General features: G+C 72.5%; 15 protein-coding genes and 1 pseudogene. 12 read left to right on the top strand and 4 right to left on the bottom strand.

The window, feature by feature from the left end; all coding sequences use genetic code 11:
• Window positions 1-96: 96 nt before the first annotated feature.
• The gene (locus ACH01S_RS39365) at window positions 97-852 is read right to left on the bottom strand and encodes a M15 family metallopeptidase (protein ID WP_067904869.1); all 756 of its coding nucleotides are present in this window, start codon (window positions 850-852) and stop codon (window positions 97-99) included.
• A 161-nt stretch (window positions 853-1,013) separates the two neighbouring features.
• Here ACH01S_RS39365 and ACH01S_RS39360 point away from each other — a divergent pair, with 161 nt between their 5' ends.
• Window positions 1,014-1,430 (top strand): hypothetical protein, encoded by a 417-nt coding sequence (locus ACH01S_RS39360; RefSeq protein WP_067904853.1) that lies wholly within the window; start codon window positions 1,014-1,016, stop codon window positions 1,428-1,430.
• Between the two features lie 34 nt (window positions 1,431-1,464).
• Here the strand turns inward: ACH01S_RS39360 and ACH01S_RS39355 are convergent, their stop codons facing one another.
• Window positions 1,465-1,926, bottom strand: a complete 462-nt coding sequence (locus ACH01S_RS39355; protein WP_067904850.1) for a MarR family winged helix-turn-helix transcriptional regulator — start codon at window positions 1,924-1,926, stop codon at window positions 1,465-1,467.
• Window positions 1,927-2,091: 165 nt separating this feature from the next.
• Here ACH01S_RS39355 and ACH01S_RS46705 point away from each other — a divergent pair.
• From ACH01S_RS46705 to ACH01S_RS39340, 4 genes and pseudogenes are all read left to right on the top strand, one after another.
• Window positions 2,092-2,472 (top strand): annotated as a pseudogene (locus ACH01S_RS46705) (pirin family protein); the annotation flags it as partial.
• A gap of 217 nt (window positions 2,473-2,689) precedes the next feature.
• Window positions 2,690-3,100 carry a pirin-like C-terminal cupin domain-containing protein gene (locus tag ACH01S_RS46445; RefSeq protein WP_306303278.1) on the top strand — a complete coding sequence of 137 codons (411 nt, stop codon included), beginning with the start codon at window positions 2,690-2,692 and terminating at the stop codon, window positions 3,098-3,100.
• 337 nt (window positions 3,101-3,437) lie between these two features.
• Window positions 3,438-4,625: an ATP-binding protein gene (locus ACH01S_RS39345; protein WP_246236505.1), complete on the top strand. Its 1,188-nt coding sequence runs from the start codon at window positions 3,438-3,440 to the stop codon at window positions 4,623-4,625.
• 752 nt (window positions 4,626-5,377) lie between these two features.
• The gene (locus ACH01S_RS39340) at window positions 5,378-5,668 is read left to right on the top strand and encodes a hypothetical protein (RefSeq protein ID WP_148344175.1); all 291 of its coding nucleotides are present in this window, start codon (window positions 5,378-5,380) and stop codon (window positions 5,666-5,668) included.
• Window positions 5,669-5,682: 14 nt separating this feature from the next.
• Here ACH01S_RS39340 and ACH01S_RS39335 read toward each other — a convergent pair whose 3' ends face one another.
• Window positions 5,683-6,540 (bottom strand): MauE/DoxX family redox-associated membrane protein, encoded by an 858-nt coding sequence (locus ACH01S_RS39335; protein ID WP_067904842.1) that lies wholly within the window; start codon window positions 6,538-6,540, stop codon window positions 5,683-5,685.
• Window positions 6,534-7,493 (bottom strand): hypothetical protein, encoded by a 960-nt coding sequence (locus ACH01S_RS39330; protein WP_246236504.1) that lies wholly within the window; start codon window positions 7,491-7,493, stop codon window positions 6,534-6,536. The genes ACH01S_RS39335 and ACH01S_RS39330 overlap by 7 nt, the downstream gene beginning before the upstream one ends.
• Before the next feature lie 391 nt (window positions 7,494-7,884).
• Between ACH01S_RS39330 and ACH01S_RS39325 the strand changes: the two genes are divergently transcribed.
• The 7 genes from ACH01S_RS39325 to ACH01S_RS39295 all read left to right on the top strand — a co-directional run bounded on the left by ACH01S_RS39325 (window position 7,885) and on the right by ACH01S_RS39295 (window position 16,628).
• Window positions 7,885-8,385 (top strand): SigE family RNA polymerase sigma factor, encoded by a 501-nt coding sequence (locus tag ACH01S_RS39325; protein ID WP_067904839.1) that lies wholly within the window; start codon window positions 7,885-7,887, stop codon window positions 8,383-8,385.
• Window positions 8,386-8,513: 128 nt separating this feature from the next.
• The gene (locus tag ACH01S_RS39320; protein WP_169809430.1) at window positions 8,514-10,160 is read left to right on the top strand and encodes an RNA polymerase sigma factor; all 1,647 of its coding nucleotides are present in this window, start codon (window positions 8,514-8,516) and stop codon (window positions 10,158-10,160) included.
• 228 nt (window positions 10,161-10,388) lie between these two features.
• Entirely contained in the window at window positions 10,389-11,951 is a 1,563-nt protein-coding gene (locus ACH01S_RS39315; RefSeq protein WP_067904832.1) for an N-acyl-D-amino-acid deacylase family protein, read from the top strand.
• A gap of 79 nt (window positions 11,952-12,030) precedes the next feature.
• Window positions 12,031-13,086, top strand: a complete 1,056-nt coding sequence (locus ACH01S_RS39310) for an ABC transporter substrate-binding protein (RefSeq protein WP_067904829.1) — start codon at window positions 12,031-12,033, stop codon at window positions 13,084-13,086.
• A 2-nt stretch (window positions 13,087-13,088) separates the two neighbouring features.
• Window positions 13,089-14,747, top strand: a complete 1,659-nt coding sequence (locus tag ACH01S_RS39305) for a sugar ABC transporter ATP-binding protein (protein WP_067904826.1) — start codon at window positions 13,089-13,091, stop codon at window positions 14,745-14,747.
• Window positions 14,740-15,684: an ABC transporter permease gene (locus tag ACH01S_RS39300; RefSeq protein WP_067904823.1), complete on the top strand. Its 945-nt coding sequence runs from the start codon at window positions 14,740-14,742 to the stop codon at window positions 15,682-15,684. The genes ACH01S_RS39305 and ACH01S_RS39300 overlap by 8 nt, the downstream gene beginning before the upstream one ends.
• Window positions 15,684-16,628: an ABC transporter permease gene (locus ACH01S_RS39295; RefSeq protein WP_067904820.1), complete on the top strand. Its 945-nt coding sequence runs from the start codon at window positions 15,684-15,686 to the stop codon at window positions 16,626-16,628. Before ACH01S_RS39300 ends, ACH01S_RS39295 begins: the two co-directional genes overlap by 1 nt.
• Window positions 16,629-16,631 lie beyond the last annotated feature (3 nt).

Below are 16,631 nucleotides of genomic sequence, written 5' to 3'. Positions count from 1 at the left end.
CTGGTCGCCCTCTAGCGACCGGTTCGGTCGTACGCGGTCGGCGTCCCGGGCCGCCCGCGTCACGGGCCGCCGCGCCCGGCCCCGGCCCCCGCCCCGTCAGCGGCCCGAGCTGGAGAAGTGCTGGTAGTCGCGGGCGCCGCTCCACACGCCGCCCCAGCCCCACCCGATCGAGGCGAACGCCTTCACGACCTTGTCGCCGCGGTGGATGACGCCCGGGTCGTCGTTGCCGCGATCCTTGTATTTGGCGCATTTCTTGTGGGCGACGTGCCCGTCCGCGTAGACGTACGGGTTCTGGCACGGGTTGATGTCGATGGCGAGCCCGTACGCGTGCTGGGAGAACGAGCTCGACCCCGTCGCGGGACGGCAGTTGAACGCCGACGTGTTGTTGGCCTCGATCGAGTCGAAGTCGCTGCCCTTGTACTTGTCGACCGGCTCCATGCGCTCGATCGGGTAGCGCATCTTGTACAGCTTCCGGAACACCGAGACGAGGTCGTCCGCGGCCTTGGCGTTGACGACGAGCCGCCCGCCCGTGTGGGGTTTGTCGTCCATGCCCCAGTAGGTCATCTCGATCATCCGCAGCCCGGACGGCGACACCGGGCAGCCGCGCCGCCACGAGTACTTCAGGTCGCCCGCCGTGACGCGCTTGACCGCCGCCTGGAACTCCTGCTTCGTCGGCGTCGCGGACGGGCCGGACGGCGACGCGGCCGTCCCGGACGGGGTCGCGGGCGGCGACGACTCGCGGGACCCGCCCCCGCCGCCGCCGCACCCGGCCGCCACGACGGCGAGCACAGCGCCGACCGCAACCGGCAGCGCGCGGCGCGCGGACCGGCGTTCAGGCGTTCTACCTGGCATGTTTCCAAGCATGGCATGCCGTGCGCCGTGCGCGGGCCACCCTGGATTCGCTACCGTGCGTTTGACGGCGCGCCCGCTGGAAAGGGGCCGGGACGGACGGGCCGTGAACTCATCCGTCCGCCGGGCATGTCGCCGGCGGTGACCGGCCCCAGGGAGCCGGCATGGCGGAACGGCAGGAGCGGGACCTTCCGAGCCTCGAAGACGAGATCTTCGCCGTGGCGCACAACGTGGAGGTCGATCAGGCGGGACGCGCGGAGGCGCGCCCGGACTGGGCGGAGGCCGTCGCGGAGCGCGGACGCGCGTTCCTCGGCCGCGACGTGAAGGCGCTCGGCGCGGGGTTCGGGATCTTCCTGCTCGTGGACTTCGTGATGATGTACGGGCCGCTGATGACGAGCCGCCGGCCGAGCCTGCTGCCGCAGTTCATCACGCTGATCATGCTGGCGTTCGGGCTCGGCGGCCTGCTGGTCTGGAAGGTCGGCGGGCGCTGGCGGACGTTCGGCCAGGGCATGATGCTGGCCTGGGTGTTCCTGACCCTGGTATCGGTGGGCTTCCTGACGGGCGTGACCGTCCCGCTGTAAGGCTCGGCCGAGTCGCGGGGCCGCGCGTGCGGGGTCAGCTCGACGGGCCGAGCCGCTTGAGGACGAGGTTGAACGCCCGTCCGATGGCCGCCAGGTCGTCGGGGTCGATGACGTCGATGAAGAACGTCCGGACGGTCTCGACGTGGTCGCGGGCGGCCCGGTCGAGCGCCGCGAAGCCCTCGTCGGTGAGGTGCGCGTAGACGCCGCGCTTGTCGTTCGGGCAGCTGTCCCGCTTGACCAGGCCCTTGGACTCCAAGCGCGAGCAGGTGTGGGACAGCCTGCTGCGCGACTGGCTGGCGTTCTCGGCGAGCTCGGCCATGCGCAGCCGCCGCTCGGGCGCCTCGGAGAGCCGGACGAGGATCTCGTACTCCGAGACCGACAGGCCGTGCTTGGTCTTGAGGTCGCGGTCCATGATCTCGGTGAGCCGGACGCTGCCGTCGACGTATGCCCGCCAATCGCGCTGCTGGGTGGCATCGAGCCAGCGAGGTTCGCTCATTCTTACGAGTATAGAGTATGTTGAACGTTCAACTAACGCTCGCCATCTTCACAGTAGCAGGGGGTTGCGGGCGCCCCGCTCGGAAATAGTTGAATCATCAACTAGGTTGTGGGGTGCAGTGCACCGCCCCGAGGCGTGGACGGGCACCCGAGAGATGGAGGACCCATGCCCGCCGTGACGGCCGACCCGCTGACCCTCCCCCGCCTGCCCCAACTGCCCGCCACGGAGACCGACTGGCGCCGCGTGGCGAAGGTCGTGACCGCGAGCCGCCAGCTTGAGGGAGAGGGCTTCGAGGTCAGGCGCCCCTTCCCCGGGATGGACCTGTCCCTCGCCGACCCGTTCCTGCTCCTCGACCACATGGGCGCCGTCGAGTACGCGCCGGGCGAGGCGCGCGGCACGCCCTGGCACCCGCACCGCGGGTTCGAGACCGTCACCTACATCATCGACGGCGCGTTCCAGCACCAGGACACCACCGGCGGGGGCGGGCTCATCTCCGACGGCGCGACCCAGTGGATGACGGCCGCGTCCGGCATCCAGCACATCGAGCAGCCGCCGCCCGACCTCGTCGCCAAGGGCGGTCTGTTCCACGGCGTCCAGCTCTGGGTGAACCTGCCGCGCTCCCAGAAATGGCTGCCGCCGCGTTACCAGGACATCAAGGCCCGGGACGTCACGCTCCTGGCCTCCGAGGACGGGTCGTCCCTGGTCCGCGTCATCGCCGGGTCGGTGGGCCGGGCACGACGGGCCGGGCGTCACCTACACGCCGATCAACTACCTGCACGCGACGGTCGCGCCGGGCGCGCGGCTCGCGCTGCCCTGGCCGCGCGACTTCAACGCGCTGGTGTACGTCCTGTCCGGGCGGGGGACGGCGGGCGTCGAGCGGGCCGGGCTGGACGAGGGGCAGCTCGCCGTCTTCGCCGGTTCGCACCACGGGGGCGAGGCGGACGGGCTGGTCGTCCAGGCCGCCGAGCGCCAGCCGGTCGCGAGCGCGAACGGGTGGGAGATCCTCGTCCTCGGCGGGCTGCCGATCCGGGAGCCGATCGCGCGGTACGGGCCGTTCGTCATGAACACCCGGGACGAGATCGTCCAGGCGTTCGAGGACTTCCAGGCCGGACGCATGGGGACCGTCCCGGCGGAGCAGGTCCCGCACCGGTCGGCCGCCGACGAGAGCCTCTGAACCACGGTGTGACCTGCGCGGACGCCGCGCTCCCGGTCGGCTGCCGGGGGCGCGGCCCGGGTCGCGCGGAGAACGTCGGGGGAAGTTGCGGGGTTCGGGTGACGCGCGCGGAGCCATGCGCTAGTGTGTTCGAATAGTCGAACAGAAGTTCGACCGCTCACTCGAACACGCGCTCGCCCGGGGAGGCGACATGGTCGCGACGATGGCCGCGAAGGGGGTGCAGAGCCCCGCGCACCGCGTCCGGCGGCACGAGCCGCACGCGACACGCCGCAGCGGTTTCTACGCAAATCTACGGCCCCAGCTATATCGCCTCATAGAGTCCGACAGCGTGGACCCCGTGCGCAATCCCTACGCCCCCGGCGCCGGTCAGCGTCCCCCGGAGCTGGCCGGCCGCGACCGTGAGCTGAGGCAGTTCGAGGTCGTGCTCGAACGGGTGGCCCGCGGCCGTCCCGAGCGCAGCATGATCGTCACCGGGCTGCGCGGCGTGGGCAAGACCGTGCTGCTCAACGCGTTCCGGTCGATGGCGATCCAGCGACTGTGGGGCACGGGCAAGATCGAGGCCCGGCCCGACCAGTCGATCCGGCGTCCGGTCGCCTCGGCGCTGCACCGGGCCGTCCGCGAGCTGGCGCCCCGGCACCGCGCGCCCGACCGCATCGAGGAGTTCCTCGGCGTGCTCAAGGCGTTCGCGCAGTCCGAGCCCGAGCCGCCGTCGGGCAAGGCGAAGGCGCGGGCGCACCGCTGGCAGCCCGGCATCGACGTGCCCGCGGCGCGGGGCCGGGCCGACTCCGGCGACCTGGAGATCGACCTGACCGAGCTGTTCGTCGACGCCGCGTCCGTCGCCACCGACGTGGGCGCCGGCATCGCCCTCTTCGTGGACGAGATGCAGGACGTCCCGGCCGACGACGTGTCCGCGCTGTGCGCCGCGTGCCACGAGCTGTCGCAGGTCGGCGGCCCGCTGATCGTGGTCGGCGCGGGGCTGCCGCACCTCCCGGCGGTCCTGTCGGCCAGCAAGTCCTACTCCGAGCGGCTGTTCCGGTACGCCCGCATCGACCGGCTCGACCGCGAATCCGCCGACCACGCGCTGCTCGCCCCCGCCGAGCGCGAGGAGGTCACCTTCACCGAGGAGGCCCTCGACGCGCTGTACGGCGCGGCCGACGGCTACCCGTACTTCGTGCAGGCGTACGCCAAGGTCGTCTGGGACGTCGCGCCCGACACCCCGATCACCGCCGACGACATCAAGGTCGCCGCCCCCGAGGCGGAGAGCGAACTGGCGGTCGGCTTCTTCGGCAGCCGCTACGAGCGCGCCACCCCGGCCGAGCGCGACTACATGCGCGCCATGGCCATGCTCGGCGACGACCCGGTACCGACCGCCTCGGTCGCCGACGAACTGGGCCGCAAGCCGTCCAGCCTGTCACCCGCCCGCGACGGCCTCATCAAAAAGGGCCTCATCTACAGCGCCGAACGCGGCATGGTCGCCTTCACCGTCCCCCACTTCGGCAAGTTCCTCCGCTCCCAACCCACCTAACCCCACCAACCCCGTTCACTCACCTACACCCCACCCGCCCTACCAACCGCCTGTCCCACTCACCAACCGTCCTACTGACCGCCCTGCTGGTCGCTCCAACCGTCCTACTGACCGCCCTGGTGGTCGCTCGCCCTGCTGAGCACCCACCCCGCTGACCGCCCGCCCGTTGTCCACTCGCCTGCACTCCACCCGTCCTACCGACCGGCCCTCCGGCTGATCGACCGTCCTGTTGGCGGCTCACCCTGTGGGCCCCTCGCCTGTTGTCCATTCGTCCGCTGACCGACCGTCCTGCTGTCCGGCCGTCTTGTTGTCGCTTGTCGTCGGCCTGCTCTGCTGTACGCCTTCCCTTGTTGTCTGCCTGTCCTGCTGTGCGGCCGACCTGGCGGTATGGCTCCTGCTCGTCCATTCGGTGCTTTCGCCCAGCCCGCGTACGGCTTGCGCGTCGACTGGGTTGCGTGCGGTTGGGGCTTGGGTGGGGTTTGGTTTTATGCGGGTTTCTAGGTTGGTGGCTAGAGAGGCGTAGAGAGTTGCATGGAGGTGTGACGGTTGTTGAGTATTTGGCTTTCTAGTGGTGGTTCTAGAAAGCCATAGATTTTGCTCGGCTGCCTTCTGGCGCCTTCTATTCGTCTCTAGGGAATTCTGTAGAGAGCCGTAGAGAGTTGAAGTCGGTGTCGGCGGGGTCAGCTGGGTATGACCGGTCCGGCGCGTCCGGCCGGGCGCGTTTCGACTCGGACTCCGACCTCGGGGGAAAGATGAGCGACGACCGCTTCCGTGGCCAGGACCTCTACAACGAGCACGACGACGATGACGACGACGACATGTCCGCGATGCAGCAGGATCAGGGCGGGCGGGTGCCCGACCCCGAGTCCGGCCCCGACTACGCCTACACCCCGGGATGGGACGACCATCCGTCCGACATGGGGAGCGGTGCGCCGCCGCCGCGGCCCGAAGACGCGCCCGAGGACGACCTCGACGCCGAGGACGAACTCGCCGTCTACGACGACCAGTTCCCGGAGGACGACGCCCCCGAGTCCGACTGGTGAGCCCCCGGCCGCCGCTATGAGGTGGAGGAAAGGGCCGCCTCCGCGGTGAGGACGGCCGAGCGGACCGTCCTGTCGCGTTCGGCGGTGGAGACGGCGAACACGATCTCGACGTCGCGTTCGTCCAGCCGGGCCGGGAAGACCACGAAGCGCCAGCAGCCCTCGCGCCACACGTCCAGCGGGACGGCGCTCGCGATGAGGTTCTCGTGCTCGGCCCACGCCGGGCTGTCGTAGAGCGTCGCGAACGTCTCCTCGACGGGGCTGCGCCGCCGCTCGCACGGCGTCGCCGGACGTCCCGGCCCGTGCGGCAGCCCGCCCCCGCCGAGCAGCCCGCTCCGCCGCAGCAGCGCCGACAGCTCCGGGGACAGCGCCGCGAACAGGCCGAGCTCCACCACGAGGACGAGACCCACCTGCGCCTGGACGTCCAGCAGCACGTCGACCCCGGCGAGCGGCGCGCCGAGCGACGCGACGGCGGCGGCGGTGAACAGCAGCGCGCGCAGCACGCTGCGCCGTCCGACCTTCTTGCCGCTCAGCCCGCCGAAGCAGCCGCATCCGGCGTCCGGACGGCGCACCCGCAGCTCGCCGACCACCCACGTCGCCGCGGCGAACACGACCGTCGTCGCCAGCCGCACCGACAGGTGCGAGGTCAGCAGCAGCGCCAGGCCGAGCAGGCCCTCGCCGAGCCCGACCCCGACCGTCATCCGGCGGCCGCCGCGCGCCGTCGTCAGCCGGGCCAGCCCGGCGGGCACCGGCACGCCGTGCACGTGGTCGGGCTCGCCCGACGCCTCCTCCCGGATGGTCAGCTTCGCGAGGCACGCGACGAGCAGCACGGCCGCGAGCAGCAGCACCTGCGTGTTCTGGAACACGGTCACCATGACACGGCCCTCCCCGCCGTCCCGACCGGCCGGACGGCGGCGTTGAAGCACCCGGACTCCAGTTCGCCGCCGAGCCCCGCGAACGCGGCGGGGGTCAGCTCCACGATCCGCCCGCGCGGCGTGGCGTCGCAGTCGACGCACCGGTCGCAGTACCGGGCCGCCGTGCAGCCGCACTCCACGACCGGCACCGCGGCGGCGCGCCCGCCGCACTCGTTGTGCACGACGACCTCGCTGCCGAGGGACAGGTAGGGGAACGCGACGCAGCCGGACGGTGCGTCCGCGCAGCCCCCGGCGTCCCCCTCCGGGTCGACCGCCGGGTAGGCCGCGCCGTGCGTCGCGTCCGGCGCGTCCACCGCCCGCTCGTCCGCGCCGCCGAACCAGGTCGCCGTCCCGCGCAGCACCTCGGGCACGGGCGCGGTGACCTCCGGCGCGGCGAGGTCGTCGGCCCGGTAGCCGGGCTGGGACGTGCCGGGACGCACCGCCCGCGGCCCGTCCGAGGACGCGACGCAGATCACGTCGATCAGGTAGCCGGGCTCCAGCCGCGGATGCCGGACGAGCACCCGCTCCAGCGCGTTCGGCGGGATCGCGACCCGGGTGCGGCCGCGGTGCGGGCCCATGTCGACGTCGACGGAGTCCCGCCCGCACGCGAGGATCGTGCCGGTCACGCGGCTGATCCCCACCCAGACCCGATCGGCCCCGTACACGCCCCCGATCCGTCCAACACCCTCAACAGCGCTGGCCCCGCCAGGGGGCTCGGCGCCGGTGGTGCCGCCGACGCCGTTGGCGGCCTTCAGGCGGACGATCACCGGGCGGCCCGGGCGGAGGGCGGTGTGGCCCGCGCGGCCGCCGTGCCAGACCACCGTCGCCTCGCCCATCGCGATTCGCGTCTCGCCGCCGCCGGGCGCGCCGAGCACGAGCAGATGCGGGCTGGCGTCGAGGACGATCCCTGTCACGACGCGCAGTGGACGTCCGGCGCCGTCGGGGATCCCGCCGGCCGCGGACGCGCCGAGCACGGCGGTCCGGTATCTGCGGCGGTTCGCTCCACGGCGGTGGGGTGGCGGCATCGCGGGGCTCCGGGGATCGATCATCACTCAGGGCGACTGCTGTTAGGACAGTGAGTCAAGAGTCACGCGCGGTGACCAGAGCTGTCGACGGATTTGTCGCGATAAGTCAGCCGGTGGAGGAAGTTCGATGCACCTGGGTTGAGGATTATGAACTGGTTGACCCGGAAATATTCAATCTGTAGGACCGAAATTACGATCGACATGCGATCGTCAGACGTACAGGAGTGCGCTCGGCTCGCCCGGCCGGAGCGGCTCCCCAACCCCTGGTTCCGGTGGTGAGGTGAACGCGACACGGCAGGAGGAGTTCCACGCGTACGTCGCGGAACGCCGTCCCGTGCTGCTCCGCGCCGCGAGGCGGCTGACCGGCGACCGGGCCGAGGCGGAGGCCGAGGACCTCCTCCAGGCCGCGCTGGCCAAGACCTACCTCGCCTGGGACCGCATCGCGGACCGCGCCGCCGTCGACGGCTACGTCCGCCGGGCCATGGTCAACACGCAGATCTCCTGGTGGCGGCGCCAGAAGCTGGACGTCTACCCGACCGACCGGCTGCCCGACCGTCCCGCCGACGACGACCACGCCGGACGCAGCGAGACCCGCGACGTGCTCACCCGCGCGCTGCGCCGCCTCCCCGAGCGGCAGCGCCTCGCCGTCATGCTCCGCTACTACGAGGACATGTCCGAACGCGAGATCGCCGAGACGCTCGGCGTCAGCGTCGGCACGGTCAAGTCCACCGTCTCCAGGGCGATGACGAAACTTCGGGAGTTCCTCGCCATCACCCCCTGACACCCGCACCTCCCCCCAATTCGGGCGTTCAAGTGGTGCGGACGGGGGTCGGGGGTGTATGCAAGGTGGGCTGAATGTCCGGACGATCCCATGGTGGCGGACGCCCCATGCCGGTGCCGGGAGCGTGGATGCCAAGGTTGTCGCCCTCCGCACATGTGGCCGACCGCAAGCTGGTCAAAGGGCTGAACGAGGGGGACGAGGCGGCGCTCGCCGCGCTCTACGACGAGTACGGTGAGCGCATTCACGACTACGTTCTGTCGATGTCCGGCGAGGAGAAGATCGCCGCGGACATCGTGCACGACACGTTCATCGACGCCGCCCGGCGCGCGCCCCGGATGCGCGACCACATGCAGCTCGGCTCGTGGCTGTACGGGGCGGCGCGGCGGCGCTGCGTCCGGCGCGGCCGGGCGAAGATCCTCTTCTGGGACCGGAACGCCGAGTTCTCCGACGTCCCGTTCCTGACCCGGGGGGAGCCGGAGGGGCCCGTCCCGGACTGGCCGCCGTCCGACGAGCTGCACGGCCTGCTGCGCGCGAGCCTCGGCCGGTTGGAGCCGGTCGACCAGGAGGTGTCGCTGCTGGCGTTCCGGCACGGGCTGCGCCCGGCCCGGCTCGGCGCGGCGCTCGGACTGTCCCCGCGGCGGGCCGCGCTGCGGATCCGGCGCGCCCGAACGGAGCTGGAGGCCGCGCTCCAGAAGGAGGTCGACCGCGCGAACCGGGCGTGCGCGGTGTCGGGCGCGTCCGACGCGTCGGCGGCGACCGTGTCGTCGGGCGAGCGGGAGGACGCGCGGTCCACGGCGGTCGCCGTCCTCGCGGCCCGGACCCCGCCGCGCAGCGACGAGGAGGCCGAGCCGCCCGCCCCGCCCGCGCCGGACCGGCCGATCGAACGGGCGCTCCGGCGGATCCTGCGCCGGAACGCGGAGGCGGCGCCGGTCGACCCCGCCACGGCACGGCACGCGGCGGGCTGCCCGGCCTGCGTCCGGCGCGGCCGGGTGACGGCCGTCGCGCTGCTCGGCCGCGCGCCCGCCCCGGTGCTGCCCGCCGCGCTGCGGCACCGCGTCATGCACACCGCGACGGACCCGGAGCTCGCGGGCTACCGGGCCGACATCGCCGCGCGCGGCGGTGCGCTCACCCCGGCCGGGCTGCCGAGCCAGCCGGACGTGCCGTCCGCGTTCACCCGCCGCTGGCTGGTCACCGGCGGCGCCATGGCGGTGGCGCTGGGCGCCGCGGTCGCCGCCGTCCTCGCGATGGGCCCCGGCATCGGCACCTGGACGCCGTTCCGCCCCGCGCCGCAGCCCGACATCACGCACGAGCGGCCACCGGACGCCGACGGGCGCGGCGGCGCCCCGACCGGCGGGCCCGGCGGAGGCGGCGGAGGCACCCCGGGACACGCCGGGCAGCCGCCCGTCTCCCCGCAGACGGACGACCGCACGAAGGACCCGTCGCACTCGCCGCAGCAGCCCCCGTCGTCGCAGGCCCCGGCGGGCCCGGGCACGCTCGTCGTGAACCCGGCCAAGGTCGAGATGTACGGGACGAAGACCGCCCAGCTCACCCTCGCGGCGAAGAGCGGCCCCGTGGCGTGGACGGCGGTGACGTCGACGAACCAGCTCGCCCTGTCCGAGACGCGGGGCGACATGCGCGCCGACGGCACGACCACGCTGACCCTCACGCTCCGCACCGCGATCATCGGCCTGCCCGGCAAGGGCAGCCTCACGTTCACCGACTCCGAAGGCGCCCAGCACACGGTGAACGTCGTCTGGGGCACCACGATCCTCTAGCCCCCGCCCGCCCCGCGCGGGGTCTGATCGTTTCCTGATCCCCTTCCGCGCTGCCTGGACATGCGCCGCTCCATCCCTTGGACAGGGCGCTCACCTGCGCATATACGCTGGTTGTGCAATGCAAAATCATGTGTTGCAAAACTGGCGCCGGTCTTGGGAGTCCGCATAACCTCCACGGCAACCGGCATGGATGTCCGGTTACCTGCTCTGTGGGGTTAATGAGGTCCAATGTACGATCTGCTGGTTCGCGGGGGGACGGTGCTGGACGGCGCCGGCGGTCCCGCGCGCCGTGCGGACGTCGCGGTCTCCGGTTCCCGGATCGCCGCGGTGGACGTCCTGCCGGACGCCGCGGCGGCCACGGTGATCGACGCCACCGGCCGGTACGTCATGCCGGGCTTCATCGACACCCACGTGCACGGCGACGCCTCCGTCCTCGACCCCGACGTGCAGTTCGCGGCCCTGCGGCAGGGCGTCACGACGTTCGTCCTCGGGCAGGACGGCGTCTCCTTCGCACCCGCGACCCCCGCGACCCTCCGGTACGTCAGCCGCTACTTCGCGCCCGTCAACGGCACCCACCCGGGGCTGGACGGCGGGCCGGTGTCGGTCGCCGACCTGCTGGCCACCTACGACCGCGGGACCGCGCTCAACACCGTCTACCTGCTCCCCCACGGGACGATCCGGCACGGCGTCATGGGCACCGACCGCCGCGCGCCCGAGCGGGACGAGCTCGACGCCATGCGCGCCCTGGTCGAGCGGGGCCTGTCCGAGGGCGCGGCAGGGCTGTCGACCGGCCTGGAGTACGTGCCCGGCGCCTACGCCAGGGCCGACGAGGTCGCGGCGCTCTGCGCGCCGGTCGGCGCGGCCGGACTGCCGTACGTCACGCACATGCGCGGCTACGAGTCGCTGGCCGCGACCGCGATGGCCGAGGTGCTGGAGATCGCCCGCGCCGGACGCGTCGCCCCGCACGTCTCGCACTACCACGGCCCCGGCGCCGAGCTGGTCGCGCTCGTCGACGGAGCCCGCGCCGAGGGCATCGACCTGACCTTCGACAGCTACCCCTACCTGCGCGGGTCGAGCACGCTGACGCTGGTCACGCTGCCGTCCTGGCTGCCGATCGCCGACCTCGACGCGACCCTGGACGCGCTCACCGACCCCGGCATCCGGGAGCGGCTGGAGCGCGAATGGGACGAGGCCCCGATCTGGCACCGGATCACGCTGTCGCACGTCCCGGCCGACGAGTTCCGCTGGGCCGAGGGCATGGCGCTGCCCGCGGCGGCGGAGCGGGCCGGGCAGCAGCCCGCCGAGTTCTGCTGCGACCTGCTCGTCGCCACGAGGCTTGAGGCGGGCTGCGTGTTCGCCCAGCCGCCGACCAACAGCGAGGAGTCGGTCCGGGCGCTGCTCAGGCATCCCGCGCAGACGACCGGCTCCGACGCCATCTACCAGGGCGGACACCCCCACCCGCGCGGCTGGGGCGCGTTCGCGAGGATGCTCGGCCGGCACGTCCGCGACCTCGGGGACTGGACGTGGGAGCAGGCCGCCGTCCACCTCTCGGGCCGCGCCGCCGACCGGTTCCGGTTGCGCGACCGCGGCCGGGTCGAACCGGGACGCGCCGCCGACCTGGTCGTCCTCGATCCCGACGCGGTCGCCGACCGGGCCACCTACGAACGGCCGCGGACGCCCGCGGACGGCGTCGAGCACGTCGTGGTCAACGGCGTGCCCGTCCTCAGCGGCGGCGTCCTCACCGACGACGCGACGCACCATCCTCCGGGCCGGGCGCTCAAACCCGCCTGACCCCGGAGGTCACAGAACTCCCCCCGCCCATCTCGCCGGAGCCCGTCCCGGGTTCCGGACAGTCACAAGGAGAACCCCCATGAACGGTAGGTTCACGCGCGCCGTCGTGGCCATCACGGCGGTGGGCGCGCTGGCCGCGACCGCCGCGTGCGGCGTCGACTCCGGCGACGGCAAGTCCGACGACAAGTCGGGCGGCAAGGCCAAGGCGCTCAAGGTCGGCTGGTCCACGATCTACCTGACCCCGTCCTGGATGCAGCAGACCGACAAGATGATCAAGGACGACGTCCAGAAGCTCAAGGGCGAGGGCAAGGTCGCCGACTACCAGGTGTTCAACGCCAACGGCGACACGTCCCAGCAGATCGCCCAGATCCGGGCCATGATCCAGCAGAAGTACGACGTGATCCTGGTGGACGCGGGCTCCTCCACGGCGCTGAACCCGGCGCTGGAGCAGGCCGTCAACGCGGGCATCACCGTCGCCAACTTCGACAGCCTGGTCACCTCCGAGAAGGTCGTGCGCGTCGGCACCGACCAGAAGGAGTGGGGCCGGATGATGGGCGAGTGGCTCGGCGAGAAGCTGGGCGGCAAGGGCAAGATCATCGCCTTCAACGGCCCGGCGGGCGTCGCGGTCAGCGAGGAGCGCTGGCAGGGCGCCCAGGAGGGGCTGAAGAAGTACCCGGGCATCAAGGTCGCCGCGAACGTCCACAGCGAGTACAACCTCGCCCCGGCCGCGCAGGCGTTCGCCTCGGCGTACTCGGCGAACCCCGACATCGACGGCGTGTTCTCGCAGGGCGGCGCGCTGTCGGCCGCCGCGCTCCAGACGCTGATCAAGCAGAAGAAGAAGCTCGTCCCGATCACCGGCGAGAACTACAACGGGTTCCTGAAGCTGTGGAAGGACAACAAGGCGAACGGGTTCTCGTCGCTGTCCACCGCGCAGCCGAACTACCTCGGCGTGATCGCGCTGCGCGCGGCGGTCGCCAAGGCCGGCGGCGGCACGGTCCCGAACCAGATCACCGTCCCGCTGCCCAAGATCACGGACGACACCCTGGACCAGTACGTCAAGCCGGACCAGCCGGACGACTCCTACCCGATCCAGGAGCTGCCGCAGTCCGAGATCGACAAGCTGATCGGCAAGTAGCGATGACGCTCCTGGCCGTCGAGCGGGTCTCGAAGTCCTTCGCGGGCAACCGGGTCCTCAACGAGGTGAGCTTCGACGTCCGCGCGGGCGAGGTGCTCGCCCTCGTCGGGGAGAACGGCGCGGGCAAGAGCACGGTGCTCGGGCTGATCACCGGATTGCTGGCGCCCGATTCCGGACGTGTCGTGTACGACGGAGAGCCCGTCACGTCCTGGTCGCCGCACCGGGCCCGCGAGGTCGGGATCGGCTCGGTGCACCAGGAGCTCAGCCTCAACCCGCACCAGACCGTCGCCGAGAACGTGTTCCTTGGCCAGTGGCCGTCGCGGCGCGGGTTCGTCCTGCGCCGCGACCTCGCCCGGCGGGCGCGGCCGCTGCTGGAGCGCGTCGGGCTGGACGTCGACCCGATGACCCGGGCCGGACGCCTCCCGCTCGGCCGCCAGCAGCTCGTCGAGCTGGCCAAGGCGCTGGCCTCGAAACCGCGCCTGCTGATCCTGGACGAGGCCACGTCCGCGCTGGACGACGACCAGGTCAAGGGCGTCTTCACGGTCGTGGACGAGCTGCGCGCGGCCGGCTCGTCCGTGGTCATCGTCAGCCACCGGATGGGCGAGCTGTTCGCCGTCGCCGACCGGCTGACCGTCCTCAAGGACGGCGAGGTCATGGCGACCCGCGAGCGCGCGGAGACCGACCACGACGACATCGTCCGGCTGATGATCGGACGTGAGCTGTCCGACCTGTTCCCGCCGAAGGCGGGCGAGGTCGCGGCGCCGGTCGAGGGCGACGACGCGCTCGCGATCCCGTCCGAGGAGGCCATCGCCTCCGACAAGGCCGCCGCCGAGGAGACCCCAGCGGCGCCGCCCGTCCCGGCGGGCAAGCCGGTGCTGAGCGCGCGGGGGCTGACCGTCCCCGGCGCCTGCGCGGGCGTCGACCTGGACCTGGAGCCCGGCCGGATCATCGGCCTCGGCGGGCTCCAGGGGCAGGGCCAGCGGGCCGTGCTCCGCGCCCTGTTCGGCCTGGTCAAGCACACCGGACGGATCGAGCTCGACGGGCGTCCCGCGCGCCTGGCGTCCCCGCGCGAGGCGATCCGCTCCAAGATCGCCTACGTGCCGGAGGACCGCAAGGTCGAGGGGCTGCACGTGGCGCAGACCGTCCGGGCGAACCTGTCCCTGACCAACCTGGACGTCGTCACGCCCGCGAAGCGGCTGACCACCGTCGACCGCGGCGCGGAGGCGCGGCTCGTCGACGACCTCGTCGAGCGGATGCGGATCAAGGTGACCGGTCCGGACCAGGAGGCGCGCCGGCTGTCCGGCGGCAACCAGCAGAAGGTCGCGCTGGCCCGCTGGCTGCCGTCCAGGCCGCGCGTGCTGCTGCTCGCCGAGCCGACCCGCGGCATCGACGTCGGCACCAAGCGGGAGATCTACCACCTGCTCCGCAGGCTCGCCGACAGCGGCGTCGCGGTGCTGGTCACGTCGGGAGACACCATGGAACTTGTCGGCCTCTGCGACGAGGTCGCCGTCATGTACGAGGGCGCCGTCGTCGACCGGCTGGCGGGCGCCGACCTCACCGAGGAGCGGCTCGTCCGCGCCTCCGTCACCGGCACGGAGGCGAACCACGGTGGGGGGACGACCCCCCACACCCCCCGAAAGGGGTCAGGGGCGAATGTCTGAACGCCTGACCGGCGCACTGCGCGGCAACCTGGACGTGGCGGGCCTCGGCGCGCTGCTGGTCGTCCTGCTCGCCGCGTACAGCCACTACGACTCGGAGCTGTTCACCCCGGCGTCGATCACGATCCTGTCGGCGCAGTTCCTGCCGCTGATCCTGGCGGCGATGGGGCAGAGCACCGTCATGCTGGCGGGCGGCATCGACCTGTCGCTCGGCTCGGTGCTGGCGCTCGCGATGGCGGTGTTCGCCGTCCGCGCGGAGGACGGCGTCGTCGTCGCCGGGCTGCTGGCCCTGGCCGCCGCCGCCTCGACGGGCGCCGCCAACGGCGTGCTCGTCGCCTACGCGGGGCTGCCGCCGATCATCGTGACGCTGGCGGCGTCGTTCCTGTGGGGCGGGGTCACGCTGGTGGTCCTGCCGCAGCCGGGCGGGCACGTCCCGTCCGGGCTGGTCGACGCCTACAACAACGGGTGGAACGGGCTCGCGCTGCCCGTCCTCGTGATCGTGGCCGTCCTCGTGCTGTGGAAGGCGGTCCGGACGACCCGGTTCGGCCTCTCGCTGTACGCGGTCGGCGGCAACGAGCACGGCGCGTACGCGAGCGGCATCGGCACCCGCAAGGTGAAGATCGCGGCCTACGCGCTGGCGGGCGTGTTCGTCGGGCTCGCCGGGATCGGCCTCGCGATCCAGACCGGGTCCGGGGACGCGACGATCGGCGCCCCGTACACGCTCAACTCGATCGCCGCGTCCGTGCTCGCCGGGGTCAGCTTCTTCGGCGGCGTCGGGCAGATGCGCGCGACCGTGCTGGCCGCGCTGCTGATCGGGCTGCTGACGAACCTGCTGCTGTTCACCGGCCTGTCGCCGTTCTACCAGCTCATCCTGCAAGGGGCGGTGCTGATCGTGGCGATCGCCGTCAAGACGTTCGCGACGCGGGAGAGGACGGACTGATGACCGCGATTCCCCTGCCGCGGGGGCTCCGCGACAACCGGGCCGCCTGGGCGTTCGGCGTCCTGCTCGTGACGTGGATCGGCGCGATCCTGTTCGCGAAGGGCTTCGACAGCGTGTCGAGCGTCCGGTACCTGGTGCAGACGGCCGCGTTCCTCGGCATCGTCGGCGTCGGGCAGACGCTCGTGGTCATGATGAGCGGGATCGACCTGTCGGTGTCCGGCGTCGTCGCGCTGTCGGCGGTGGTGTGCGCGCAGGTCGCGTCCGGGTCCGGCGGGACGACCGGCGTCGTCGTCGCGCTCGTCGCGAGCGTCCTCGTCGGCGTCGCGAACGCGGCCGGGGTGACCTGGCTGCGGGTGCCGCCCATGGTCATGACGCTCGCCACCGGGACGATCGTCGCGGGCGCGCTGCTCGTCTACACCAACGGGTCGCCGAAGTCGGCGAAGGTGCCGCTGCTCGCGTCGCTCGCCAACGACCGCGTGGCCGGGGTGCCGCTCGCGTTCCTGCTCTGGCTCGGGATCACCGCGGTCGCCGTGTGGCTGCTGCACGCGTCCCGGATCGGACGGTACGTGTTCGCGCTCGGCAACGGGGAGCGGGCGTCGCGGGCGTCCGGGGTGCCGCTCGCGCGGACCGCGTTCGTCGCCTACGGCGCGTGCTCGCTGCTCGCCGGGGTGGCCGGGCTGGTGCTGCTCGGGTTCACCTCCACCAGTTCGCTCACGATGGGCAACCCGTACCAGCTGCTGTCGATCGCGTCGGTGGTGCTCGGCGGGACGTCCATCCTCGGCGGGCGCGGCCACGTGCTCGGCACCGTCGCGGGCGCGCTGATGCTGACGCTGCTCACGGCGCTGCTGGCGTCGTGGAACATGTCCGAGGGGGCGCGGCAGATCGTGCTGGGCCTGCTGATCATCGGGCTGCTGCTCGCCTACGCGCGGGAACGGCGGTCCTGATGT

This window comes from Actinomadura chibensis NBRC 106107, assembly GCF_001552135.1.
GTDB lineage: Bacteria > Actinomycetota > Actinomycetes > Streptosporangiales > Streptosporangiaceae > Spirillospora > Spirillospora chibensis.
This window is presented reverse-complemented; position numbering and strand designations above follow the sequence as displayed.